The 24704-nt window shown below is 59.9% G+C and carries 21 protein-coding genes; 9 read left to right on the forward strand and 12 right to left on the reverse strand.

Annotation, left to right across the window (positions count from 1 at the left end; all coding sequences use genetic code 11):
- Nucleotides 1–54 precede the first annotated feature (54 nt).
- Both folB and folK read left to right on the forward strand, forming a co-directional pair.
- Complete coding sequence (folB, locus tag KW840_RS07195) at nucleotides 55–411, forward strand: dihydroneopterin aldolase (RefSeq protein ID WP_008051601.1); 357 nt, start codon at nucleotides 55–57, stop codon at nucleotides 409–411.
- Complete coding sequence (gene folK, locus KW840_RS07200) at nucleotides 402–920, forward strand: 2-amino-4-hydroxy-6-hydroxymethyldihydropteridine diphosphokinase (RefSeq protein ID WP_102670870.1); 519 nt, start codon at nucleotides 402–404, stop codon at nucleotides 918–920. Before folB ends, folK begins: the two co-directional genes overlap by 10 nt.
- 82 nt (nucleotides 921–1002) lie before the next feature.
- On the opposite strand, the gene KW840_RS07205 is transcribed toward folK, so the two are convergent.
- The 11 genes from KW840_RS07205 to KW840_RS07255 form a co-directional block, all read right to left on the reverse strand.
- On the reverse strand, nucleotides 1003–2232 hold the full coding sequence (locus KW840_RS07205) for a multifunctional CCA addition/repair protein (protein ID WP_218494771.1): 1230 nt from the start codon (nucleotides 2230–2232) through the stop codon (nucleotides 1003–1005).
- A gap of 63 nt (nucleotides 2233–2295) precedes the next feature.
- On the reverse strand, nucleotides 2296–3858 hold the full coding sequence (locus KW840_RS07210) for a SpoVR family protein (RefSeq protein ID WP_057713067.1): 1563 nt from the start codon (nucleotides 3856–3858) through the stop codon (nucleotides 2296–2298).
- Complete coding sequence (locus KW840_RS07215; protein WP_057713068.1) at nucleotides 3855–5126, reverse strand: YeaH/YhbH family protein; 1272 nt, start codon at nucleotides 5124–5126, stop codon at nucleotides 3855–3857. Before KW840_RS07215 ends, KW840_RS07210 begins: the two co-directional genes overlap by 4 nt.
- Before the next feature lie 204 nt (nucleotides 5127–5330).
- Complete coding sequence (locus tag KW840_RS07220) at nucleotides 5331–7253, reverse strand: PrkA family serine protein kinase (protein WP_057713069.1); 1923 nt, start codon at nucleotides 7251–7253, stop codon at nucleotides 5331–5333.
- A gap of 297 nt (nucleotides 7254–7550) precedes the next feature.
- On the reverse strand, nucleotides 7551–7880 hold the full coding sequence (glpE, locus tag KW840_RS07225) for a thiosulfate sulfurtransferase GlpE (protein WP_008051614.1): 330 nt from the start codon (nucleotides 7878–7880) through the stop codon (nucleotides 7551–7553).
- Between the two features lie 33 nt (nucleotides 7881–7913).
- Nucleotides 7914–8795 (reverse strand): symmetrical bis(5'-nucleosyl)-tetraphosphatase, encoded by an 882-nt coding sequence (locus KW840_RS07230; RefSeq protein WP_218494773.1) that lies wholly within the window; start codon nucleotides 8793–8795, stop codon nucleotides 7914–7916.
- Nucleotides 8795–9175 carry a Co2+/Mg2+ efflux protein ApaG gene (gene apaG / locus KW840_RS07235; RefSeq protein ID WP_095944860.1) on the reverse strand — a complete coding sequence of 127 codons (381 nt, stop codon included), beginning with the start codon at nucleotides 9173–9175 and terminating at the stop codon, nucleotides 8795–8797. The genes KW840_RS07230 and apaG overlap by 1 nt, the downstream gene beginning before the upstream one ends.
- Nucleotides 9176–9290: 115 nt before the next feature.
- On the reverse strand, nucleotides 9291–10100 hold the full coding sequence (gene rsmA / locus KW840_RS07240; protein WP_218494774.1) for a 16S rRNA (adenine(1518)-N(6)/adenine(1519)-N(6))-dimethyltransferase RsmA: 810 nt from the start codon (nucleotides 10098–10100) through the stop codon (nucleotides 9291–9293).
- Complete coding sequence (gene pdxA, locus KW840_RS07245) at nucleotides 10097–11086, reverse strand: 4-hydroxythreonine-4-phosphate dehydrogenase PdxA (protein ID WP_218494776.1); 990 nt, start codon at nucleotides 11084–11086, stop codon at nucleotides 10097–10099. Before pdxA ends, rsmA begins: the two co-directional genes overlap by 4 nt.
- Entirely contained in the window at nucleotides 11083–12399 is a 1317-nt protein-coding gene (gene surA / locus KW840_RS07250) for a peptidylprolyl isomerase SurA (protein ID WP_139212578.1), read from the reverse strand. Before surA ends, pdxA begins: the two co-directional genes overlap by 4 nt.
- Nucleotides 12380–15178: an LPS-assembly protein LptD gene (locus tag KW840_RS07255; RefSeq protein ID WP_218494777.1), complete on the reverse strand. Its 2799-nt coding sequence runs from the start codon at nucleotides 15176–15178 to the stop codon at nucleotides 12380–12382. Before KW840_RS07255 ends, surA begins: the two co-directional genes overlap by 20 nt.
- A 130-nt stretch (nucleotides 15179–15308) precedes the next feature.
- On the opposite strand from KW840_RS07255, the gene KW840_RS07260 reads away from it, so the two are divergent.
- From KW840_RS07260 to KW840_RS07270, 3 genes are read left to right on the forward strand one after another with little or no spacing between them, the layout of a single operon-like run.
- Entirely contained in the window at nucleotides 15309–16328 is a 1020-nt protein-coding gene (locus KW840_RS07260) for an aminoglycoside phosphotransferase family protein (RefSeq protein ID WP_090451739.1), read from the forward strand.
- The gene (murU, locus tag KW840_RS07265) at nucleotides 16325–16996 is read left to right on the forward strand and encodes an N-acetylmuramate alpha-1-phosphate uridylyltransferase MurU (RefSeq protein WP_057713076.1); all 672 of its coding nucleotides are present in this window, start codon (nucleotides 16325–16327) and stop codon (nucleotides 16994–16996) included. The genes KW840_RS07260 and murU overlap by 4 nt, the downstream gene beginning before the upstream one ends.
- A gap of 1 nt (nucleotide 16997) precedes the next feature.
- On the forward strand, nucleotides 16998–17765 hold the full coding sequence (locus tag KW840_RS07270; protein ID WP_218494779.1) for a TerB family tellurite resistance protein: 768 nt from the start codon (nucleotides 16998–17000) through the stop codon (nucleotides 17763–17765).
- A gap of 137 nt (nucleotides 17766–17902) precedes the next feature.
- Here KW840_RS07270 and KW840_RS07275 read toward each other — a convergent pair whose 3' ends face one another.
- A complete protein-coding gene (locus tag KW840_RS07275; RefSeq protein WP_218494780.1) occupies nucleotides 17903–18892 on the reverse strand; it encodes an alpha/beta hydrolase family protein in 990 nt (329 codons plus the stop codon).
- A 73-nt stretch (nucleotides 18893–18965) separates the two neighbouring features.
- On the opposite strand from KW840_RS07275, the gene KW840_RS07280 reads away from it, so the two are divergent.
- From KW840_RS07280 to KW840_RS07295, 4 genes are all read left to right on the forward strand, one after another.
- Nucleotides 18966–21362: a PAS domain S-box protein gene (locus tag KW840_RS07280; protein ID WP_150813988.1), complete on the forward strand. Its 2397-nt coding sequence runs from the start codon at nucleotides 18966–18968 to the stop codon at nucleotides 21360–21362.
- An 83-nt stretch (nucleotides 21363–21445) separates the two neighbouring features.
- Complete coding sequence (locus KW840_RS07285; protein WP_191622237.1) at nucleotides 21446–22099, forward strand: response regulator transcription factor; 654 nt, start codon at nucleotides 21446–21448, stop codon at nucleotides 22097–22099.
- Nucleotides 22100–22457: 358 nt separating this feature from the next.
- The gene (locus KW840_RS07290) at nucleotides 22458–23582 is read left to right on the forward strand and encodes an ABC transporter ATP-binding protein (protein ID WP_046039490.1); all 1125 of its coding nucleotides are present in this window, start codon (nucleotides 22458–22460) and stop codon (nucleotides 23580–23582) included.
- A 48-nt stretch (nucleotides 23583–23630) separates the two neighbouring features.
- Nucleotides 23631–24674, forward strand: a complete 1044-nt coding sequence (locus KW840_RS07295; RefSeq protein ID WP_057713080.1) for an ABC transporter substrate-binding protein — start codon at nucleotides 23631–23633, stop codon at nucleotides 24672–24674.
- Nucleotides 24675–24704 lie beyond the last annotated feature (30 nt).

The following is a 24704-nucleotide window of genomic DNA, read 5'->3' on the forward strand; positions in this document are numbered from 1 at the left end:
AAGCCCTGATTCTAACGGCGCATTGCGCCCTTGTCGTGTAGCGGAGAGAAGTGCTTGGACAGAGTGTTTATCGAGGGCCTGGAAGTCGACACGGTGATTGGTGCCTACGACTGGGAGCGAGGCATCCGACAGTGCTTGCGTCTTGACCTGAGCTTCGCCTGGGATAATCGCCCGGCCGCAGCCGGTGATGACCTGACCCTGGCGCTCGACTACGCCAGTGTTTCCTCGCGCATCCAGGCGTTTGCCGAGCAGGCGCAATTCCAGTTGGTGGAAACCTTTGCCGAGCGCCTGGTTGAAGTGCTGATGAGCGAATTCAAGATCACCTGGATGCGCCTTAAGTTGACCAAGCCCGGGGCCGTCCCGGCTGCCACCGGCGGTGTGGGCGTGGAGATCGAGCGCGGATGTCGCTGACTCAGGTGTACCTCGGGCTCGGTAGCAATATCGAGCGTGAAACCCATTTGCGGGCGGGACTCGATGCTCTGGCGGCATTCCTTGTCGATATCCGCTGTTCGGCGGTGTTCGAAAGCCAGCCGGTGGGCATCAAGAGCGGGCCGTTCTTCAATTTCGTGGTGTCGGCGTATACCGATCTGCCGCTGATGGAACTTGATCGTCGATTGAAGTTCATTGAGGCGGATAACGGTCGTTACGCACCGGATCGCCGAGGTTTGCCGCTGGATATCGACGTATTGTTGTTCGGTGACCTGGTGGGCAATTTCGATGGCTTGATCTTACCGCGGGCAGAAATTCTGAAAAATGCGTTCGTTCTGTGGCCGTTGTCGTTGATAGCGCCGGATCGCGTGCACCCGGGCGCAGGCAAGAGTTTTGCGACCTTGTGGGCTGAAGCGCAGATCGATCAGGTGTTGGCGCCAGTAGCGTTCGAATGGCGCGGTGAACAGCTCACACCTTCAGATTTGTTGTGACCTAACTGACGTCTTCGCGAGCAGGCTCGCTCCCACAGGTACGATGCAATTCCTGTGGGAGCGGGCTTGCTCGCGAAGCTTTTCAGACAGACGTCGCCTCTTTGTAAGCCTTCAGCGCCTTGAGCCGCTCGCGCTTGATCTCCTCCCCCAGCTCCGGTCCCTTGAGGCCTTTCTCCAGCAACGGCTGAACCGCCACGCTACGCGCCGCAGTTGCCGCGCCGCGCAAGTAATCTGCCTGTGGGTAACTTCTTTCTTCCAGCCCTTTGCGCCCACGCGCATCCATCTCGCAGGCGGCGATGAACTCCTCGAACCGCTGTGGCCGACGGTAAATGTCGAAGCTTTGCAACAACTCCAGCAATGTCGATGGCTTCAGCTCAAGGGCGCGATGCCCATGGGTGTGGTACTCGGCCACCAGCAGCGCCAGTTCCTGGCAGTCCTTCGGCACCTTGAAGCGTTCATTGACCGCCTTGATCAGCTTCAGGCCCTTGAACTCGTGGGCAATGTGTCGCGGCCATTCATCCTCTGGCGTCAGTCCCTTGCCCAGGTCGTGCAGCAGGCACGCCCAGCGCACGGTGAGTGGCTGTTTGTGTAGTGCGGCTTGCTGCAACACGCTCAGGGTATGTGCACCTGTATCGATTTCCGGGTGATGGGCGGGTGGTTGCGGTACGCCAAACAGCGCGTCGACCTCGGGCATCAGAACCTTGAGTGCGCCGCATGCGCGCAGAACCTCAACAAATACCTGTGGCTGATCTTCCATCAGGGCGCGGGAAATTTCCTTCCAGCTGCGCTCAGGGGTCAGCGCTTCAAGTTCACCTGACTCGCTGAGTTGGTGCATCAGCGCCAGGGTTTCCGGGGCAACGGTAAAACCCAGCGTCGCGTAGCGCGCCGCGAAGCGGGCAACACGCAGGACCCGGAGTGGATCTTCGGCAAATGCCGGGGAAACATGGCGAAGCAGGCGCGCTTCAAGATCACGCTGGCCGTGGTACGGGTCGGTCAGGTTCTGCTGATCGTCCTCGGCCATGGCATTGATGGTCAGGTCGCGGCGGATCAGGTCTTCTTCGAGGGTGACTTCAGTGCTGGCGTGAAAAGTGAACCCGCCATAACCGCGTCCGCTTTTGCGCTCGGTGCGGGCGAGGGCGTATTCCTCACCGCTTTTGGGATGAAGGAACACCGGGAAGTCCGCGCCCACCGGGCGAAAGCCCTTGGCGAGCATTTCTTCGGTGGTAGCGCCGACCACAACCCAGTCGATATCGGTAACCGGTTTACCCAGCAGGCGATCACGTACCGCACCGCCGACTTTATAAATACGCATAAAAAACCTCCGTTAGCTCGACAGGATAACCGTTGCATCGAGCTTTCGGAGGCACAAACCGGATCAAAGATGGATGACGGCCAAGTCCAGGCGGCCGTAATCACCTTCGCTGTGCTCGCTTCTGGGCGGCACATGGTGGGTTTTCATGACCTGATCGCCTTGCAGGGTTTCCAGGTGAATGTCGAAGCCCCAGAGGCGGTGCAGGTGTTTGAGCACTTCTTCGGTCGAGTCCCCCAACGGTTTGCGGTCGTGCTGCTGGTGACGCAGGGTCAGGGAGCGGTCACCGCGACGGTCGATGCTGTAGATCTGCACGTTAGGCTCGCGATTGCCCAGGTTGTACTGTGCCGCGAGGGTTTCCCTGATGATGCGGTAGCCACCTTCGTCGTGAATGGCGGGCACCAGCAGGTCGTCCTTCTGGTCGTCATCGAGAATGCTGAACAGCTTCAGGTCGCGGATCACCTTGGGCGACAGGTACTGCAGGATGAAGCTCTCATCCTTGAAACTGCTCATGGCGAACTTGATGGCTGCCAGCCAGTCGGTACCGGCAATGTCAGGGAACCAGCGGCGATCTTCTTCCGTAGGCTCTTCGCACATGCGGCGGATGTCGCGGTACATGGCAAACCCCAGGGCGTAGGGGTTGATGCCACTGTAGTAGGGGCTATCGAAGCCAGGCTGGAACACCACGCTGGTGTGGGACGTCAGGAACTCCATCATGAAGCCGTCGGTGACCAGGCCTTCGTCGTACAGGTCGTTCATCAGTGTGTAGTGCCAGAACGTGGCCCAACCCTCGTTCATGACCTGGGTCTGACGCTGTGGATAAAAATACTGGGCGATCTTGCGCACGATACGCACGATTTCCCGCTGCCATGGCTCCAGCAGCGGTGCATGTTTTTCGATGAAGTACAGGATGTTTTCCTGGGGTTCGGCGGGGAAGCGTGCGTTGTCCTTGTCGCTGTACTTGTCCGCGCCCTTGGGAATGGTGCGCCACAGATCGTTGATCTGTTTCTGTAAATGTTCTTCCCGGTCCTTTTGCCGGCGACGTTCTTCTTCCGCGGAGATCGGATAAGGGCGTTTGTAACGGTCGACACCATAGTTCATCAGCGCATGGCAGGAGTCGAGCAGATCCTCGACCGCGTCGATACCGTGGCGTTCTTCGCACTGCATGATGTACTGCTTGGCAAACACCAGGTAATCGATGATCGAACTGGCGTCGGTCCAGGTGCGGAACAGGTAATTGCCTTTGAAAAAGCTGTTGTGCCCGTAGCAGGCATGGGCCACCACCAGCGCCTGCATGCAGATGGTGTTTTCTTCCATCAGGTAGGCGATGCATGGGTCGGAGTTGATCACGATCTCGTACGCCAGCCCCATCTGGCCGCGGGTGTAGGACTTTTCGGTGCTGAGGAAGTGCTTGCCATAGGACCAGTGGTGATAACCCAGCGGCATACCGACCGAGGCGTAGGCGTCCATCATCTGTTCGGCGGTGATCACTTCGATCTGGTTGGGATACGTATCGAGTGCGTAACCGGCCGCAATACGACTGATTTCGCGGTCGTAGGCCTGGATCAGCTCGAACGTCCATTCGGAGCCGGTGGAAATGGGTTGGCGTTTCTGCTCTTTGGCGGTCATGTCACTAACCTGCGCTGGAAGAGTTCACGGAAGACCGGATAGATATCCCCGGCCGAGACCAGTTGTTGCTGGGCAAATGTATCGGAAAAGGCTTCGGCGATGCGCTCGTACTCGAACCACAGGGCCTGGTGTTCGCGCGGGGTGATCTCAACGTAAGTGTAGTACTGCACGAATGGCATGATCTGGTTGATCAGGATGTCGCGGCAGATCGGAGAGTCGTCGTTCCAGTTGTCACCGTCTGAGGCCTGGGCGGCGTAGATGTTCCACTCGTTGCTCGGATAACGCTCGGCCATGATCTCCTGCATCAGTTTCAAGGCGCTGGAGACGATGGTGCCGCCGGTTTCCCGGGAGTAGAAAAACTCCTCTTCATCCACTTCGCGGGCGCTGGTGTGGTGGCGGATGAACACGACATCGATCTTGTCGTAGTTACGTTTGAGAAACAGGTACAGCAGGATGAAGAAGCGCTTGGCGATGTCCTTGGTCGCCTGGGTCATCGAGCCGGACACGTCCATCAGGCAGAACATCACGGCCTTGGAACTGGGGTTGGGCTGTTTGATGAGCAGGTTGTACTTGAGGTCGAAGGTGTCGAGAAACGGTATACGGTGAATGCGCGCGCTAAGTTTTTCGATTTCTGCTTCGATTTCCTGGATATCGCCGAAGTTGTCCGGTTCTTCTTGCTTGAGTCGCAGAAGTTCTTCCTTGGCTTCACGCAGTTTTGCGCGGCTGCTGCCGGACAGGGCGATTCGCCGGGCGTGGGCTGAGCGCAGGGTGCGGATGATGTTGATCCGCGACGGGTTGCCCTCGTTGCTGATCCCGGCGCGCACGGTCTTGAAGGTGTCGGTGCCGGTCAGGTTGCGTTTGACCAGGTTGGGCAGTTCGAGGTCCTCGAACATGAACTCAAGGAACTCTTCCTGGGTAATCTGGAAGACGAATTCGTCCATCCCCTCGCCGGAATTGCCCGCCTTGCCGGGGCCTCGGCCGCCACCGCCTCCCGGTGGCCGGGCGATATGTTCGCCGCTGGTGAATTCCTTGTTGCCCGGGTGCACGACCGTCTGCTTGCCACCGCGACCGTGATGAAGCACCGGCTCGTCGATGTCGCGGCCGGGAATGCTGATTTGTTCGCCGTGTTCCATATCGGTAATGGAGCGCCGGCTGACCGCCTCTTCGACAGCCTTCTTGATGTGATCACGGTAGCGCCGCAGAAAACGCTGGCGGTTCACCGTGCTCTTGTTCTTGCCATTGAGACGTCGGTCGATCACATAGCTCATGACTGCTCCTTAGAAGCTGTCCTGAAAGGGGCGAGCGGTTATGCAGCATCGGACCGGTGCCAAGGGATGTTCACGCTCCCCCAAGCGCTTTTGGATGCTGCCTGTACCTCGCTACCGACTTTCGAACACCTTCCAGAGGTCTGTGTAACAGAAAACGCGTACACAGGCCTCTGGCTGACGACAACCGGTCTGACCGGCAGCGGGTTACTGTGATTTTCTGACCCGCAGGTACCACTCGGACAGCAGTCGTACCTGTTTGTCGGTGTAGCCCCGCTCGACCATCCGTGTGACGAAGTCGTTGTGTTTCTGTTGGTCCTCTTTGCTGGCCTTGGCATTGAAGCTGATGACCGGCAGCAGGTCCTCGGTGTTGGAGAACATTTTCTTCTCGATGACCACCCGCAGTTTTTCGTAGCTGAGCCAGGTCGGGTTCTTGCCGTTGTTGTTGGCCCGGGCGCGCAGTACGAAGTTGACGATTTCGTTGCGGAAATCCTTCGGATTGCTGATACCGGCCGGTTTTTCGATTTTCTCCAGTTCTTCGTTCAACGCTACTCGGTTGAGGATCTCGCCGGTTTCCGGGTCGCGGTATTCCTGGTCCTGGATCCAGAAGTCGGCGTACAGCACATAACGATCGAAGATGTTCTGGCCGTACTCGCTGTAGGACTCGAGGTAGGCGGTCTGGATCTCCTTGCCGATGAATTCGATGTAGCGCGGTGCCAGGTACTCCTTGAGGAAGCGCAGATAGCGTTCGCGGGTCTCGGCCTGGAACTGTTCCTGCTCGATCTGTTGTTCAAGCACGTAGAGCAGGTGCACCGGGTTGGCGGCAATTTCGTGCGGGTCGAAGTTGAACACCTTCGACAGGATCTTGAACGCGAAGCGGGTCGACAGACCGTTCATGCCTTCGTCGACGCCCGCATTGTCGCGGTACTCCTGGATCGACTTGGCTTTCGGATCGGTGTCCTTGAGGTTCTCGCCGTCGTACACGCGCATCTTCGAGTAGATGTTGGAGTTTTCCGGCTCCTTGAGGCGCGAGAGCACGGTGAACTGGGCCAGCATCTTCAGGGTGTCGGGTGCGCAATGGGCTTTGGCCAGCGAGCTGTTGAACAAGAGCTTGTCGTAGATCTTCACTTCGTCGCTGACCCGCAGGCAGTACGGGACTTTGACGATGTAGATCCGGTCGATGAAGGCTTCGTTGTTCTTGTTGTTGCGGAAGGTGTGCCACTCCGATTCGTTGGAGTGCGCCAGCAGGATCCCGGTGAACGGAATTGCGCCGAGGCCTTCGGTACTGTTGTAGTTGCCTTCCTGGGTGGCGGTCAGCAGTGGGTGCAGCACCTTGATCGGTGCCTTGAACATTTCGACGAATTCCATCAGGCCCTGGTTGGCCCGGCACAGGGCGCCCGAGTAGCTGTAGGCGTCGGCGTCGTTTTGCGGGAATTCCTCCAGTTTGCGGATATCGACCTTGCCCACCAGCGCCGAGATGTCCTGGTTGTTTTCGTCGCCAGGTTCGGTCTTGGCCACAGCGACCTGGTTGAGGATCGACGGGTAGAGTTTGACCACGCGGAACTGACTGATGTCGCCACCGAATTCGGCCAGGCGTTTGGTCGCCCATGGCGACATGATGGTGTTGAGGTAGCGCCGTGGAATGCCAAAGTCTTCCTCGAGGATCGCGCCATCTTCGGTGGCGTTGAAAAGACCCAGGGGCGACTCGAAAACCGGCGAGCCCTTGATTGCATAGAAGGGCACTTTTTCTATCAGTTGCTTGAGCTTCTCGGCCAGGGACGATTTACCGCCACCGACAGGGCCGAGCAGGTACAGGATCTGTTTCTTCTCTTCCAGGCCCTGAGCGGCATGGCGGAAATACGACACGATCTGGTCGATGCATTCTTCCATCCCGTGGAAGTCTTCAAAGGCCGGATAGCGGCGGATGACCTTGTTGGAGAAGATGCGCGACAGTCTCGAGTTGGTCGAGGTGTCGAGCAGTTCCGGTTCACCGATGGCCAGCAATAGACGCTCGGCGGCGGAGGCGTAGGCGCTGCGGTCCTGTTTGCACAGCTCAAGATACTCTTGCAGAGAGAGTTCTTCCTGGCGTGTGGACTCGAAGCGTTGTTGGAAGTGGCTAAAGATACTCATGACGTCACCTCGCTCGATACGTGGAGCCGACGCCGGATCACTCAGTCGATGCTGGCAGCAACCGAACAGGCGATTGCTGTTTACCCCCCAGAACTCTCCCGGAGCTGACTACTCCGAAAGCTACTCCCGATGACCCGTGCGCCGGTGTACCGGCTCTCCCCTGTTTTGGATGGCCTGGGCTTAAGGATAGTTGGGAATTCGGGAGGTAAAGGCGAGATACGTAATTAGTTGTGGCAGACCGTTCGTCTGCCACCGCGCTAGCCCGCGGGAGCCGGGGCCTGCAACGTTACAAAAAAATTATTCAGTGGTGCCTTGCGCCGTTTCCGCAGGATACGTCGTACGCCACAACTCGAATCCGCCATCCATGCTGTAGACGTCGGAGAAGCCCTGGCTGATCAGGTAAGCGGCCGCGCCCTGGCTGGAATTGCCGTGATAGCAGACCACCACGGTCGGTGCATCGAGGTCGGCACCCTGGATGAAAGCGTGCAGGGAATGGTTGTCCAGATGCTTGGAGCCTGCGATGTGCAGGGCGGCAAAAGTGGCCGGGTCGCGGACGTCGACCACCACTGCGCCTTGTTCGCGCAGGGCCTGGGCCTGTTCCGGGGGGATACGTTTGAATTCGCTCATGGCGGGCTCCTGTGGCTCGGCTGAATGGGCAGTCTAGCGCGGGGCGCTGGCTGGCGATGTTTGGGGAATGGATGAGGCGACTGGCGGTACGGCATGACCGTGTTCATCGCATTTGCAGGACAGGCGCTCAAAGCTGTCGACGTTCATCAGGGTCAGGGCGCCGCCCCAGACACAGCCTGTATCGAGCGCCGAAACACCCGGCTCTTCGACGTTGCCTTCCAGCGCTGCCCAGTGACCGAAAATGATTTTCAGATTCTTGGTCTTGCGTTCCTTGTGCTGGAACCAGGGTTTGTAGCCAGGTGGTGCGGTATCCAGGCCTTCCTTGCTCTTTAGGTCGAGTTTGCCTTCGGCGGTGCAGAAACGCATGCGGGTGAAATAGTTGGTGATCACCCGCAGGCGCGTCACGCCTTTGAGGTCGTTGTCCCATTTCGCCGGATCGTTGCCGTACATGCCATCGAGGTAGGGCGGCAACAGGTTGTCGTCACGCAAGGCAGCCTCGACTTCGGCGGCACATTTCAAGGCCTTGCGCAGCGACCACTGGGGTGGAATGCCGGCATGGACCAGTACAAGGTTGCGCTGTTCGTCGTAGTGCATGAGTTTTTGCTGGCGCAGCCATTCGAGCAGTTCAGCGCTATCGGGCGCTTCAATGATCTCGCGCAGGGTGTCGGCCTTCTTCAGGCGTTCGATATTGCGTCCGGCCGCCAGCAAGTGCAGGTCATGGTTGCCGAGCACGCACACCAGCGATTCGCGAATGCTGTAGAGGAAGCGCAAGGTTTCCAGCGACTGCGGGCCGCGGTTGACCAGGTCGCCCACCAGCCACAGACGATCGCGTTTCGGGTCGAACGCCACTTGTTTGAGCAGGCATTGCAGCGCCTGAAGACAGCCTTGCAGGTCACCGACAGCGTACGTTGCCATCAGTGCAGGGCTCCGGGCACCGCCAGGCGGAAGGGCGCGATGATGGCATCGAAATGTTTACCGTCGTCGGACAGCATCTGATAGGTGCCTTGCATGGTGCCGACCTTGGTGGTCATGACCGTGCCGCTGCTGTAGGTGTGGCTCTTGCCGGGCTCGATCAACGGTTGCTGGCCGACCACGCCTGCACCGCGCACTTCTTCGACATGCCCGTCACCATCGGTGATGACCCAGTGCCGTGAAAGCAGTTTGGCGGGCATTTCACCGTTGTTTTGTACGGTGATGGTGTAGGCGAAGGCAAAGCGGTCGTGCTCGGGTTGCGATTGTTCTGCCAGATAGCGGGTGACGACGCTGACGTCGACCTGATAGCGAGGATCGGACATGCAAAGGGCCTTAAAAACGAAGCGGGACGCGGGGCGTAGCTGTTGGGGTTCAGTCTAGGCCAAGTATCGGGTAGTAGACCAGAGTGGCGTCCTACCCGATAGCGCTCATCGCCTGTCAGTCAGCGGCAGGCTTTTGTTCGCTGAGCTTGTCGGCCAGGCGCACGAACGCGGCCAGGTCGAGTTGCTCGGGACGCAGGCTGCCATCGACGCCGGCTGCTTCGATTTCGGCATTGCTCAGCAGCAGCTTGAGAGTGTTGCGCAGGGTTTTGCGGCGCTGGTTGAAAGCTTCGCGCACGACGCGTTCCAGCAGGCGGTGATCCTTGGCCGGGTGTGGCAGTACCGCGTGGGGTACCAGGCGCACGATGGCCGAATCGACTTTCGGCGGCGGGTTGAACGCGCCCGGGCCGACATTGAACAGGTGCTCGACCCGGCAATGGTACTGAACCATGATCGACAAGCGACCCCAGTCGCCACCACCAGGGCCGGCAGCCAGGCGCTCGACCACTTCCTTTTGCAGCATGAAGTGCATGTCGCGAATCAGGTGCGAGTTGTGCAGCAGGTGAAAAATCAGCGGCGTGGAGATGTTGTACGGCAGGTTACCGACCACGCGCAGGCTGCCAGGCGCGGCATTCAGGCTATTGAAGTCGAACTTCAGCGCATCGCCCTGATGCAGGTTGAAGTTGCTCTTGCCGGCAAACTGCTGGTTGAGAATCGGGATCAGGTCCTTGTCCAGCTCCACCACGTCGAGTTGCGCGCCGCTGCTGAGCAGGCCTTGGGTCAGTGCGCCCTGGCCTGGGCCAATTTCCAGCAGGCGGTCTTCTACCTTGGCATGAATGGAGCGCAGGATGCGGTCGATAACGCCGGCATCGTGCAGGAAGTTCTGGCCAAAGCGTTTGCGCGCCTTGTGTTGGTATTGCTCGGTCATAAACGGGTCTCGGCCATCTGGTAGGCGGTTTCCAGGGCGACTTGCAGGCTGCCGGTGTCGATCTTGCCACTGCCGGCCAGGTCCAGGGCGGTGCCGTGGTCGACCGATGTGCGGATGATCGGCAAGCCGAGGGTCACGTTGACTGCCGCGCCGAAGCCTTTGTACTTCAGCACCGGCAGGCCCTGGTCGTGGTACATCGCCAGCACCGCATCGCAGTGCTCCAGATATTTGGGGGTAAACAGAGTGTCGGCGGGCAGGGGGCCTCGAAGGTCCATGCCCTCGCCGCGCAGGCGCTCTAATGTGGGTTCGATGATATCGATTTCTTCATGGCCCAGGTGTCCGCCTTCGCCGGCATGGGGGTTGAGCCCACAAACCAGGATGCGTGGCCGGGCGATGCCGAACTTGTTTTGCAGGTCGGCGTGCAGGATTCGCGTGACGCGCTCCAGACGCTCCGGCGTGATTGCATCGGCAATCTCGCGAAGGGGCAGGTGAGTGGTCACCAGGGCTACGCGCAAGCCGCGCGTGGCCAGCATCATCACCACTTGCGCGGTGTGGGTCAGGTCGGCGAGGAATTCCGTATGCCCGGAAAAGGCGATGCCGGATTCGTTGATCACGCCTTTGTGCACCGGCGCGGTAATCATGCCGGCGAAATCTCCGCTCAGGCAGCCTTGGCCGGCGCGGGTCAGGGTTTCCAGTACGAAGGCAGCGTTGGCCTTGTCCAGTTGCCCGGCGACGACCTTGGCGTTGAGCGGTGTATCCCAGACATACAGGCTGTTGGCTGGCGCGGGTACATCCGGCCAGCTGTCCGGTGTGACCGGCAGCAAATCGACAGCCACGCCCAGTTGCGCGGCCCGTTCAATGAGCAGGTCGCGGCTGGTAATGGCAATCAGGGGGTGAGGCTGGGCTTGCGAGGCGAGCAGCAGGCACAGGTCGGGACCTATGCCGGCCGGTTCGCCGGGTGTCAGCGCGAAACGTTGGGGTTTCACTGCGCTGCCTGGTCGGCGCCAGGGAGTTTGATTTCCACGTACGCTTCGTCACGGATCTGACGCAGCCAGGTTTGCAGCTCTTCGTCGTATTTGCGGTTACGCAAAACGGTCATTGCTTGCTGCTCGCGAGCCTGTGTGGTGCTGTCGGTGGCGCGACGGCCAAGGACTTCCAGGACATGCCAGCCGTATTGAGTCTGGAACGGCTTGGACAGCTGACCTTGCGGGGTACTGGCCATCACTTCGCGGAACTCGGGCACCAGTGCGTTCGGGTCGATCCAGTTCAGATCGCCGCCGTTGAGGGCGGAACCCGGGTCTTCCGAGTAGCTTTTTGCCAGCTCGCCGAAGTCTTCGCCAGCCTCGATACGGCTGTAGAGCGAGTCAGCCAGGGCCTTGGTTTTTGCTTCGTCGCGGATCGGGCTCGGTTTGACCAGGATGTGGCGCACATGCACTTCATCGCGCATCTGGGTCTGGCCGCCACGCTTTTCGAGGATCTTCAGGATGATGAAGCCGCCCGGGGTGCGCATTGGCTGGGTGACATCGCCCACCGGCATGGTGCTCAGCAGGCGATCGAACGGCGGCGGCAATTGAGCGGCTTTACGCCAGCCCATGTCACCACCTTCCAGTGCGGTTTCGCTGGCGGACTTGGCGATCGCCAACTGACTGAAGTCAGCGCCTTGCTTGAGCTGCTGGTAAATCGCATCGGCCTGCTTGGCTGCACTCTGAATCGCGTCGGAGTTGGCGCTTTCCGGCGTAGGAATCAGGATGTTGGCCAGGTGGAACTCTTCAGACAGCTGCATTTTGCCCAGGTCCGACGCCAGGAAGTTCTTCACTTCCTGCTCGGAGACCTGAATGCGTTCGGCAACCCGACGCTGGCGTACACGGCTGATGACCATTTCGCGGCGAATCTGCTCACGTGCGTCGTCGTAGGACAGGCCGTCGCGAGTCAGGGCGGCGCGGAACTGCTCGACCGACATGTTGTTGCGCTGGGCAATGGTGCCGACAGCCTGGTTCAACTCTTCATCGGTAATGCGGATGCCGGAACGCTCGCCGATCTGCAATTGCAGGTTTTCGACGATCAGGCGCTCAAGTACCTGCTGCTCCAGCACGCTGGCCGGCGGCACGGCAGAGCCACGCTTGGCAATGGTTTGCTGAACTTCATGAACCCGTTGGTCCAGTTGGCTCTGCATGACCACGTCGTTGTCGACGATGGCCACCACCTTATCGATGGACTGTACGGCGGCGCTAGCCGCCGTACTCAGGAACAGCGCGCCCAGCATCAGCGGGCGCAGACAATCAGAAAGCTTGGTCTTCACGTTCACGATAACCTTGAATGCCTTTGTCGAGGAAGCTCTCTACCTTGGCGCCAGTCAGGCCGCCGAGTCCCTTCAGAACAATTTGGAGGAAGACGCCATGGTCGCCTTTTTCGTTTTGCGGTGCTTCCTGACTGAACTCGTCATAGGCAACCCAGTAACGGTTGATCAGGCGTAGTTTCCAGCAGCAGTTGTCGTACTCGAAGCCACCGAAGGCTTCCAGGGTACGGTTGCGGTTGTAGTCATACTGCCAACGGCTGATGGCGTTCCATTGCGGCACGATCGGCCAGATCACCGAGAAGTCGTGCTGTTTGATCTTGTAGTAATCCTTCACGTAGCCAGGCTGGCCAGGGGTGCCGTAGTCACCGCCACCAACGCTCCATTGACCGGTGTTCTGGTCGTAACGGACCTGGTCATTGCGATAGCGATAGCCGGCGTTGATGACCTTGTTCGGGTTGTCTTCAGGCTGGTAATGGAACATCGCGCTACCCGAGCGAGGGCTGCGGCTGTCCGGGTCCCAGTTGTAATCGGCCGTGGTGCGCCAGTCGCGGTTCCAGCGATATTCGTATTCCAGGGCGTAAGGCGAAACGTTGGCTTGCGTATCCTTGCGGGTTTTTGCATCGATACCCGGCAACTGAACTTCGCGGTCCTTGAAGTACAAGGCCTGGCCGACGCTGAGGCGTTGACGTTCGAAGCCATTGTCTTCGATCCAGCGGCTGGTCACACCCAGGGACAGTTTGTTCTCGTCACCGACACGGTCGGAGCCGGAGAAGCGGTTGTCACGGAACAGCGACGCATAGTTGAAGGTGTATTCGCTGGTATCGAATATCGGGATGTCTTCCTGGTCGACCTCAGGCACGTACAGGTAGAACAGGCGCGGCTCGAGGGTCTGGCGGTAGTTCTTGCCGAAATACTGGGTATTGCGATCGAAGTACAGGCCGCTGTCGATGCTGGCGATCGGTACACCGCGGTTCTGGTTGCTGTCGAATGTTCCCAGGAGCCTGTCCTGTTCTGCGGTCTGATTCGCAATCTGACCTTTGCCGGTGCTGTCCAGGTCCAGTTGATACTGGGTGTACTGGTACTTGAGCTTCGGTGTCAGGAAGCCGTAGGTCGTGTTCATCGGCAGGCTGATGGCGGGCGCGAGATTCAGGCGGTCGCCATTGGCGCGGGCCAGACCTTGAACGTTGTTATCAAGACGGGGAGAGCCGACACCGTCTTCGTCAAAATATGTTCCGCTCTGCAAATCCCGGTCAAACCGCACGAGCTCGGTGTTGTACGTGAAGTCCAGGCCTTCCGGATGATAAGGCAGCATGCCGTCGAGGGTGAGCTGCGGCAGGCGATCGTACGGCGTAATGTTCGACACGCTCGCCAGTTCGTATGCCTGGGCGTTCACGCGAGCGGAATAGCTGTCGCCACGATAGGTGACGGAACCTTGCTGGTTCACGTAGTCGTTGTTTTTGATGCCAATCTGGTCGGTCTGCAGATCCTGGAAGTAATACGGATCGCTGATCTTGGTGTAGTCGACTTGCGTGAGTACTCGCGAGTCGAGACCACCCTTGTGCTGCCAGTTGTACATGTAGCGGGTTTTTTCGGCGTCGCTCTGCTTGTCGCGTTCGTCGCTTTCGTCGTTGAGGTACGCCGCGCCGAACTGGCCTTCGCTGGACTTGGTCAGGTAGCGGAATTCGCCTTCCATCAACAAGCCGTGCTTTTCCATGTAGCGTGGGTACAACGTGGCATCGTAGTTCGGCGCCAGGTTGAAGTAGTACGGGGTGACCAGCATGAAGCCGGTATCGCTGCCGGTGCCGATGGTCGGCGGCAGGAAGCCCGACTGGCGACGGTCGTCGATCGGGAAGTAGATGTACGGCGTGTACAGGACCGGAATGTCCTTGACTCGCAGCGTCACGTTGGTCGCCGTACCGAAACCGGTGGCCGGGTTCAGGGTGATGTTGTTGCCCTTGAGCTGCCAGGCGTTGCTGTTCGGTTCGCACGTGGTGTACGTACCATCCTTGAGGCGGATGATCGCGTTCTCGGCACGTTTGGCGTACAGCGCATTACCGCGGATGCGGGATTTGTGCATCACGTATTCGGCGTTGTCGACCTTGGCTTCACCGGTGTCGAGCTGCACGTCGGCGTGGTCGCCGACGATCAGGGCACCGTTGTCGCGAATGCGCACGTTGCCGTTCAGTTCGCCACGGCTTTCGGCCTGATACAGGTTGGCTTCGTCGGCTTCGACCTGCATGCTGCCCTGACGCATGACAACGTCGCCGGCCAGGGTCGCAACTTGCTCATCCTGCTTATAGCGGGAGGCTTTTGCGCCGATAAAGGTTGGAGCGTCACTTTTATCCGTCTTGTCATCCATGCCAGGACGAATCGGTTCGATATAGGAACCGGAGCAATAAGGACCGGTTTCGGCCAATTGTGCGGCGGTAAGCTGCTCGCGGGGAACCCAGTCGAGGTGACTGTAGTCTGCGCTACGCGACTTCAGTCCACGGCCTTTGGATTCGGTGACCAGCACCGGCTTGGCGCCGGCGTCTTCGCTGGAACCGTTTTCGGCCGGGGCTTCGCCGGTGGCGGAAACTGCGCTGCCGTCATGGACGGGACGCGGTGGCAATGCAGCCGCCGGCGTCTTTGGCGCACAGTCCCAGGAACCCGAAGCAGAGACTGAGCAGTCAAACTGTTCCGCGGCGACCACGTAGGAAGTGGCAAGGGGTTGCAGCGCCAGCAAACTGCCGGTAACCAACAACGGAAATTTTTTACGAAACGCGGGGGATTTCAATGCCATCTTATTAGTCCGGGCTTCCTGCGTGCCATCTGCCCGCGGTGTGGGCCGCACGCCTCTCGATGGTCTGAAAAAGATGCTGGATAATAAAGCATGACCCGCTTGACGGCTAGCGCCGTCGGAGACCCTTGCAATGCCTGATCAAGATGTACGCTTGCAACACCTGAAAGTTTGGCTCGATGAACAATTGGCGACCCTTTTTGCCGAGCAGGGCTGGGGCGTCGTACCCCCGGCCACGTTGACTGCGGCCAGCAGCGACGCGAGTTTTCGGCGGTATTTCCGCTGGGAAGGCGGTGACAAAAGTTTCATCGTGATGGACGCGCCGCCGCCCCAGGAAAACTGCAAACCCTTCGTGGATATCGCCTTTTTGCTGGCGAAATCCGGAATAAATGTGCCGAAAATTTATGCCGAAGACCTCGAACGCGGCTTTCTTTTGCTCAATGACCTGGGCAACAAGACCTATCTGGACGTCATCGAAAGCGAAAACGCCGACGATTTGTTCAAGGATGCCCTGCAAGCGTTGCTGGCTTTCCAGCAGCTGCCGATGGTTGCGCCTCTGCCGAGCTATGACGTGGCCTTGCTTCGTCGCGAGCTGGAGCTGTTCCCCGAGTGGTACGTGAAGCGCGAATTGGGCATCGAACTGGACGCGGCGCAGCAAGTGCTCTGGCAGCAGGTCAGCGAACTGTTGATCGACAGCGCCCTGGCACAGCCAAAAGTCCTGGTGCATCGCGACTACATGCCGCGCAACCTGATGCTCAGCGAACCCAATCCCGGTGTGCTGGACTTCCAGGATGCGGTGTATGGCCCGGTGACCTACGACGTGACCTGCCTGTTCAAGGACGCATTCCTCAGCTGGCCCGAGGAGCGCGTGCACGGCTGGCTCGAAAGCTACTGGCAGCAAGCGGGTGCCCTCGGGATTCCGGTTCAGCCCGACTTCGAGGACTTCCTGCGTGCCAGCGACTTGATGGGCGTGCAACGTCACCTGAAAGTCATCGGCATTTTCGCGCGCATCTGCCATCGCGACGGCAAACCGCGTTACCTGGGTGATGTGCCACGTTTCTTTGCGTACATAGACGCGGTGATCGCGCGCCGCCCTGAACTGGCCGAGCTGGATGTGTTGCTGGCCAGTTTGCGTGCCGGAGTGAAAGCATGAAGGCAATGATTCTGGCCGCGGGCAAAGGTGAGCGCATGCGCCCGCTGACCCTGACCACGCCAAAACCGCTGGTTCGTGCAGGCGGCGTGCCGCTGATCGAGTATCACCTGCGAGCACTGGCCGCCGCCGGCTTCACCGACATTGTGATCAATCACGCCTGGCTCGGTCAGCAGATCGAAGACTATCTGGGCGATGGTTCGCGTTATGGCGTGAGCATTCAGTACTCGGCCGAAGGTGAACCCCTGGAAACCGGCGGCGGAATTTTCCGCGCGTTGCCATTGTTGGGGGATGAAGCGTTTGTCGTGGTCAACGGCGACATCTGGACCGATTACGACTTCAGCGTGCTGCATCAGCCCATCAACGGCCTGGCGCACCTGGTGCTGGTCAGCAACCCGCCCCATCATCCGGCCGGGGACTTTGGCCTGGTAGAAACGCGGGTGCTCGACGGTCAACCAGGGGCTGGCACCTTGACCTACAGCGGTATCGCCGTGTTGCATCCGCAGTTGTTCGACGGTTGCACCGAGGGGGCCTTCAAGCTCGCTCCACTGTTGCGCAAGGCCATGGCTGACGGGCAGGTGACCGGCGAGCAATTGAGGGGGCACTGGGTCGATGTCGGCACTCACGAGCGTCTGGCCGAAGTTGAAACATTAATAGAAGCGAGCCGCTGAGATGCTGTGGCCAGGGACTCTGATCGGAGCCGGAGCAGGCTTTGCCATAGCCAGCATTCCGGGGGCCATTCTCGGCGCGTTGTTGGGGCAGGCGCTGGACCGGCGCTTGCACCTGCAGAGTTGGGGGCATTTGCTGGAAAAACTTGGCGGTCGTCCGGTGCTGCGCAACGATGAGTTGCTCTTCGTGCTACTGGGACGTCTGGCGAAGTGCGACGGGCGGGTGGTGGATGGCCACATCCAGCAGGCCCGGGCGGAAATGCGCTCGCTGGAAATGTCCGAACCGGCCCAGCGTCGGGCGATTGCCGCGTTCAATCGTGGAAAATCGGGTAATGACCGCCTGCGCGGTTATCTGCGTCGCCTGAGTGCCCAGCCCCATGCGGCGGAAGGTGTGTTGCGCGCCTGCTGGCGAATGGTCTGGGCCGATGGTCGTGCCGGCAGCAGTGAACGTCAATTGATCGGCCAATGGGGCAAATGGCTGGGCTGGACGCCCCATCAGGTGCAGGTGTTGGCCCACGACTATGAGCCGCAGAAACGGCCATTGGGAAACAGTGTGCCAAGTTATCAGGACGCGTTGAGGCTTTTGGGGGTGTCGGCCACCACTGAACCGGCGCAGATCAAGCGTGCATACCGGCGCCTGCTCAGTCGTCATCATCCGGACAAGATTGCCGGCAGTGGCGCGACGGCGATGCAGGTGCGTGAGGCCACCGAGCGAACGCGTGAACTGCATAATGCCTATACGCTGATTCGGGAGCGGCGGGATTTTCGCTAGCCTGGAAAACTTGCTTCGCCAGTGATACCGCTATCGCGAGCAAGCTCGCTCCCACAGGTTCATGTCGTCCGCAATTTTGTGATCGGCATAAAAACTGTGGGAGCGTGGCTTGCCCGCGATGACGGCGCCTCGGTCTGTCAGCCCGACGGGTTCTGCGGATTCAACCAACCCCGCACCCGACGGAACAATTGCTCCTGTTCGGCTTTGGTATCCGGCAACGCCTTGAGCGCGACCTGGCTGAATGCCGACGTTTTCACCCGTTTGTTGGCCTGCAGACGGGCTAGCGCCGCATTGCGATCCAGCGGCTTGTCCATGTAGAAGATGTCGGCGGTCGGCAGTTTCAGATTCGGCGCCAGCTCATCCAGCTCGGGTTTCGCTTGAGCAGGTGTCTGCGCTGCGACCATGAGGAAGCGCTCGACTTGCGAAGGCGGCTTCTCGCTTAAATAGCGCGCCGCCCAATAAGCGCCGGTGCCATGCCCCAACACCACGATACTGCGGGCTCTTTGCTGTTCGGCGAATGCAATCGCGGCGTCGATCCGGGCGAAGATGCGCTCGGCATCTGCCTTGGACTGTTCTTCGGTGGTTTCGGTGACGGCCTTGTCGGCCACATCGGCCTCGCCTCCGGCCACCTGTTCGATAGGGGCTGCGGTCGTCGAGTCTTTACTGCCGGTTTCGGCGGGCTTGGGAGCCGGCGCTGCTTCCACGATTCGTGGCGCAATGGCGTCGCTTTGCAGGTCCGGCAAGGTGATACTCAGGCTGCTCCACTCGGCATCCGGCAATTTGCGCCGCAAAGGGCCGATCGCTTGCGGCCAGTCAACGGTTTCACCGGCGCCCGGGATGATAATCACCGCACCTTTAGGTTCGGCGGTATTGGCCGGTTTCCACAAGGCCAGAAAGGTGTCGGAGCCTGCTTGCAGTTGTTGCTGTTCCTGAGCCGGGATTTTTCGCTCAAGTGCAGTCGCTTCTTCCTGACTACGCTCAGGCAGCGGCTGACGTTCGAGTGGTTTTTCTTCGGCGGTTTTTTCCTCCGCGGCGGGTGCCGGGTCGGCCGCCTTGACGGAAAAAGCGCAAGGCAGGATCAGCGACAGGCACAATGCTGGCAGTGCCAGGCGGTAGACAGAGGGCATCGGGTATTCCAGGCCAGAAGTTGTTCCGGCAGCCTAATGGGTTGGTCAGTATTTGTCAGTGTGTGAGAGTTCAATGATGCTTTTTCGCTGCCTGTGGGTTATCGGCTGTTTGTGGTTTCCCTTGATGGGCTGGGCTGCCGCCGCGCCCCCGGCGCCCGCTGCCCAACTGTCCCCGGAACAACGGCACTGGCTGGCGCAGCAGGGCGAGTTGCGGGTCGGCGTGGTGTTGCAGGCGCCCTATGCGCAATACGATCGCCGCTTGCAGCGCCTGTCCGGGGTGAACGTCGAATTGATGAAGTGGCTCGCAAAAAACCTCAATGTCGAATTGAGCTGGCGCAATTTTCCCGATCTTGAGCAATTGGAAGCCGCGGCCCGCGAGGGCGAAATCGACATCGCTCCGGGGGTGACCCAGACCCCTGGCGGGCTGCGCCTCTGGCAGTTTTCCGACCCCTACATGCGGGTGCCGCAATTGGTGGTCAGCGATCAGAAAAGCGCTGGCGCGGTCGAGCTGGAAAAACTCGACAGCCAGACCCGCGTCGCCGTACGCATGCCCAGTGCCATCGCCGATTACCTGCGCAGCAACTACCCGCACCTGAATCTGCAAGGCGTGCCGATGGAACGCCAGGCATTGCAATTATTGGCGGGCCAGCAGGCGGCTTATGCGGTGGTCGATGAAGCGCAGCTGGGACGCTTGTCGGTCGAACCGGAGTTCGCCGGATTGGTCGTGGTGGGGGATGTCGGTCTGCCGCAGTTGCTGCGGGTGGCCACGCTCCGTGACAAACCGGAACTGGCGGGCATTGTCGAAAGTGCATTGCGGGCGATCCCGGCCAAGGATCTGGAGCAACTGCACAATCAATGGCTGCAGCCCAAGTATCCGCGGCTTACCGAGTCGCCGGGGTTTTGGCAGAACCTCTGCCTGCTGCTGGCCGTTCTGGCGATGAGTTGCATGGCCATCGTGGTCTGGCAGCGTCGCCAGCAGCACAACCTGGAGCAGCGCCTGTTGGCCGCGCAGGAAGACATTGCCTTGCGCGCCGCCAGCGAAGAGGCCTTGCGGCTCACCCAGTTTTCCATCGACCAGAGCACGGTCGGCATCCTCTGGGTCAACTGGGACAGCCATGTGCGCTACGCCAACCGCGCGGCGGAAAGCATGCTGGGCTATCCGGCCGGAGGGATCATCGATCGGCCCCTGATCGATTTCGAGCCCGGCCTGCACATGGACCGTTGGCTGAACCTGTGGAAGCGCGCCCGGGCCAGTGAGGAGGGCCCGCAAAGTTTCGAATCCAATTGCGTGCGGGCTGATGGCAGCATCCTGCCGGCCGATGTCTCGTTGAGTTTCCTGCGCTTTCGCGATGGCGAATACCTGGTGGTTTACCTCAACGATGTCACCGAGCGGCGCCGCGCCCTGGCGGCCTTGCAGGAAAGCGAGGCGCGGCTGCAAGGCATCGCCGCCAACGTTCCGGGACTGGTTTTCCGGCTGGAGCGGGCGCCAGTAACCGGTCAGATCGACTTTGCCTACATCAGCGAAGGCAGCGAAAGTCTGGTGGGTTACTCGCCGGCCACGCTGGCGCATCGCGATAAAGGCCTGCGCAGCCTCGTGCATCCGGATGACAAGGTCAGCTATCACCAGACCCAGGATCATGCGCTGGATACCGACAGCGACTGGTCGTGGCAGGGGCGAATCCTCACGCGTCAGGGCGAGCAGCGTTGGGCGGAAATCAAGGCCATCACCCGCCGGCTGGAAGACGGCGCCTATGTTTGGGACGGGATCGTCTGGGACATCAGCGAGAGCAAACGCATCGAAATTGAACTGGCCAGCTCCCGGGAACAACTGCGGGAGTTGTCCGCGCACCTGGAAAGCGTGCGCGAAGAAGAAAAAGCGCGCATTGCCCGGGAAGTTCACGACGAATTGGGGCAGATGCTCACCGTGTTGAAGCTGGAAACGTCCATGTGCGAACTGGCGTACGCCCAGCTCGACCCTGGTCTTAACGAGCGCTTGAACAGCATGAAGCGCTTGATCGCTCAATTGTTTCAGCTGGTCCGTGATGTGGCCACGGCATTGCGGCCGCCGATTCTCGACGCAGGTATTGCCTCGGCCATTGAATGGCAGGCCCGCCGGTTCGAGGCACGCACGCAGATCCCGTGTCTGGTGCAGGTGCCGGACAATTTGCCAGTGCTCAGCGATGCGAAGGCAATCGGCCTGTTTCGAATTCTTCAGGAGGCGCTGACCAATGTCATGCGGCACGCCCAGGCGCATACTGTTGAACTGACACTGACCCTTGAAGGCGACGAATTGTGTCTGACGGTCAGCGATGATGGCGTAGGATTTGTCGCCGCGCCTGGCAGGCCAACGTCCTTTGGGATCGTCGGTATGCGTGAGCGGGTGTTGATCCTGGGCGGTGAGTTGTCGCTGGAGAGTGAGCCGGGTGAGGGTACGACGTTAGAAGTGCGAGTACCTCTGGACGAAGCCTGAAGAATTTGTGGTGTCTGTGCTGACGCCTTCGCGAGCAGGCTCCCACAGGGGGACGTACTCCAAATGTGGGAGCCTGCTCGCGAATGATCTTGAACCTGGAGAAGAACGTGATCCGTGTACTGGTAGCCGAAGACCACACCATTGTCCGCGAAGGCATCAAGCAGCTGATCGGCCTGGCCAAGGACTTGCTGGTGGTGGGGGAGGCGAGCAATGGCGAGCAGTTGCTCGACACCTTGCGTAATGTGCCTTGCGAAGTGGTGTTGCTGGACATCTCCATGCCGGGCGTCAACGGCCTGGAAGCGATTCCGCGGATTCGCGCCCTGAACAATCCGCCGGCGATCCTGGTGCTGTCGATGCACGATGAAGCGCAAATGGCCGCCCGGGCGCTGAAGGTCGGGGCTGCCGGTTATGCGACCAAGGACAGCGACCCGGCACTGTTGCTGACGGCCATTCGCAAAGTGGCGTCAGGCGGGCGTTACATCGACCCGGAACTGGCCGACCGCATGGTTTTCGAGGTCGGTCTTACCGACTCGCGTCCATTGCACTCGTTGCTCTCCGAGCGCGAATTTTCCGTGTTCGAACGCTTGGCCCAGGGCGCCAACGTAAACGACATCGCCCAGCAACTGGCGCTGAGCAGCAAGACCATCAGCACCCACAAGGCGCGGCTGATGCAGAAGCTCAACATCACCTCGCTGGCGGAACTGGTGAAGTACGCGATGGAACACAAGCTCCTCTAAAGCACATCGCTATACCTGTGGGAGCGAGCTTGCTCGCGATAGCGGCGGGTCATTCAGCATCGATGTTGAATGTGATGCTGCCATCGCGAGCAAGCTCGCTCCCACAGGGATCTCCATCAAGTATCCGATTTCCGGCATATCCAAAAGCGACATGTTTTTGCAGCGGCTTTGCCGATTCTTGCGGCTTGCAGCTTGAAGCGTGCTGCTGCCCTATCCATCCCCGCCATCCTTGTAGGGAAATCCCTACCCCCAACCTTCCATCCGGCTGAGGCGAATCTCTCTTGCGCCCCGATTTGCGCGGTCCCCAGCGTCCACTAGGCTTAACCCCACAGCAGTCATCAATAACAAAGGTGTGGGTATGAGCCAGGTCGATTCAAGCGCAGGGGCCAATGATGTTCTGGTCAGCTTTCGTGGAGTGCAGAAGAGCTACGACGGCGAGAACCTGATCGTCAAGGACCTCAACCTGGATATTCGCAAGGGCGAATTCCTCACATTGCTCGGGCCGTCCGGCTCCGGCAAGACCACCAGCCTGATGATGCTCGCCGGCTTCGAAACGCCGACCGCGGGCGAAATCCTGTTGGCCGGGCGCGCCATCAACAACGTGCCGCCGCACAAGCGCGACATCGGCATGGTGTTCCAGAACTACGCGTTGTTCCCGCACATGACGGTGGCCGAGAACCTGGCGTTCCCGCTGACCGTGCGTGGCATGAACAAGAGCGACGTCAGTGCGCGGGTCAAGCGCGTGCTGAGCATGGTCCAGCTCGATGCCTTCGCCCAGCGCTACCCGGCGCAGCTCTCCGGTGGTCAGCAACAGCGTGTGGCATTGGCCCGCGCGCTGGTGTTCGAGCCGCAACTGGTGCTGATGGACGAACCCCTCGGCGCACTCGACAAGCAGCTACGTGAACACATGCAGATGGAGATCAAGCACCTGCACCAGCGCCTGGGCGTGACTGTGGTCTACGTGACCCACGATCAGGGCGAAGCCTTGACCATGTCCGACCGCGTGGCGGTGTTCCATCAGGGCGAAATCCAGCAGATCGCTCCGCCGCGCACCCTCTACGAAGAGCCGAAAAACACCTTCGTCGCCAACTTCATCGGCGAGAACAACCGCCTCAATGGCCGCCTGCACAGCCAAACCGGCGACCGTTGCATTGTGGAACTCGGGCGCGGTGAGAAGGTGGAAGCCTTGGCGGTCAACGTTGGTCAGACCGGCGAGCCGGTGACCCTGTCCATTCGTCCGGAGCGAGTGAGCCTCAACGGCTCCAGCGACCAATGCGTCAACCGCTTCTCCGGGCGAGTCGAGGAATTCATCTATCTGGGCGACCACGTCCGGGTTCGCATGGAAGTCTGCGGCAAGACCGACTTCTTCGTGAAACAGCCAATTGCCGAGCTTGATCCCTCGCTCGCCGTCGGCGATGTGGTACCGCTTGGCTGGCAGGTCGAGCACGTTCGCGCGCTCGATCCACTTTTAGAGGCGCATTGATCGCCCCGGCAACACCAACACCAACCCTGCACGTGGAGAGAACAATAAATGTTGAGATCCCTGAAATTCACCGCTTTGGCACTGGGCATGATGGGCGCGGCACACGCAATGGCGGCCGGCCCGGATCTGACCGTGGTGTCCTTTGGCGGTGCGAACAAGGCGGCTCAGGTCAAAGCCTTCTACGCACCTTGGGAAGCGGCAGGCAACGGCAAGATCGTGGCCGGCGAGTACAACGGCGAAATGGCCAAGGTCAAGGCCATGGTCGACACCAAGAGCGTGTCCTGGGATCTGGTAGAGGTTGAATCGCCGGAACTGTCCCGTGGTTGCGACGAAGACATGTTCGAGCAACTGGATCCGGCGCTGTTCGGCAAGACCGAAGACTACGTCAAGGGCGCCATCCAGCCTTGCGGCGTGGGTTTCTTCGTGTGGTCGACCGTGCTGGCCTACAACGCCGACAAACTGAAATCCGCACCGACCAGCTGGGTGGACTTCTGGGACACCAAGCAGTTCCCGGGCAAGCGTGGCCTGCGTAAGGGCGCCAAGTACACCCTGGAATTCGCACTGATGGCCGACGGCGTTGCGCCGAAAGACGTCTACAAAGTGCTGGCTGGCAAGGACGGTCAGGACCGCGCGTTCAAGAAGCTCGATGAGCTCAAGCCGAACATCCAGTGGTGGGAAGCTGGCGCACAACCGCCGCAATACCTCGCTTCCGGTGACGTGGTCATGAGTTCGGCCTACAACGGTCGTATCGCTGCCGTGCAGAAAGAAAGCAACCTGAAAGTCGTGTGGAACGGCGGCATCTACGACTTTGACGCATGGGCCATTCCAAAAGGTCTGGATGCCAAGCGCGCCGAAGCGGCGAAGAAATTCATCGCCTTCTCGGTACAGCCACAGCAGCAGAAGACCTACTCGGAAAACATCGCCTACGGCCCGGCCAACACCCAAGCCGTGCCGCTGCTGGCCAAGGATGTCCTGAAAGACATGCCGACCACCCCGGAAAACATCGCCAACCAGGTGCAGATCGACGTCAGCTTCTGGGCTGACAACGGCGAGCAACTGGAGCAGCGCTTCAATTCCTGGGCTGCGAAATAAGCAGAGGGCTCGCCCTCCTGTGAGGGCGAG

The organism is Pseudomonas sp. PDM30, from assembly GCF_019218985.1.
GTDB lineage: Bacteria > Pseudomonadota > Gammaproteobacteria > Pseudomonadales > Pseudomonadaceae > Aquipseudomonas > Aquipseudomonas jessenii.